Here is a 455-nt window from a genome sequence, read left to right as displayed (position 1 = left end):
AGGCATACTGTTTTTCCGCCGTCATGGGCGTCCCGGTACCAGCGCCCGAATTGTTTTGCCAAATCTTCCTGGTGCATCCGGTAACGATATGTAGTCATTCTATTATTTTCCAGATTGATGACATATTCTTTTTGTGGCATCTCCCGGACCCAGAGTTCCTTCTTCGTATCATCCCATGGATACCAGTACATCTCATAGCTGCTTAATGCGGTTCTGGTGGCCATGGGCAAGCAGACCCAATAAAGCTCAACCTGATCCTGAATCCGTTCAAAGGTGCGTTCCACATACTCAGTCGTCACCGTATACTGTGCCTCAAAGTCCTGATGAAACACGCCAATGGCCCTTTCCGGATAATGCTGATTCCGATAATCCAGAACCAGATTGAGCAGCAAACCGCTGTCCTTGCCTCCGGAAAAAGAGACATAGATATGATCAAACTCCTCAAAGAGAAAATG

Annotated in this window: 1 protein-coding gene; it reads right to left on the bottom strand. The window is 47.3% G+C overall.

What is annotated here, in order from left to right:
* Positions 1–455: phosphoadenosine phosphosulfate sulfurtransferase (locus NE664_13915; protein MCQ4727730.1), on the bottom strand; the 455-nt coding region annotated here is incomplete at both ends.

The organism is Anaerotignum faecicola, from assembly GCA_024460105.1.
GTDB lineage: Bacteria > Bacillota > Clostridia > Lachnospirales > Anaerotignaceae > JANFXS01.
The sequence above is the reverse complement of the archived record's forward strand: the minus strand, read 5'-3'. Positions and strand labels throughout refer to the sequence as shown.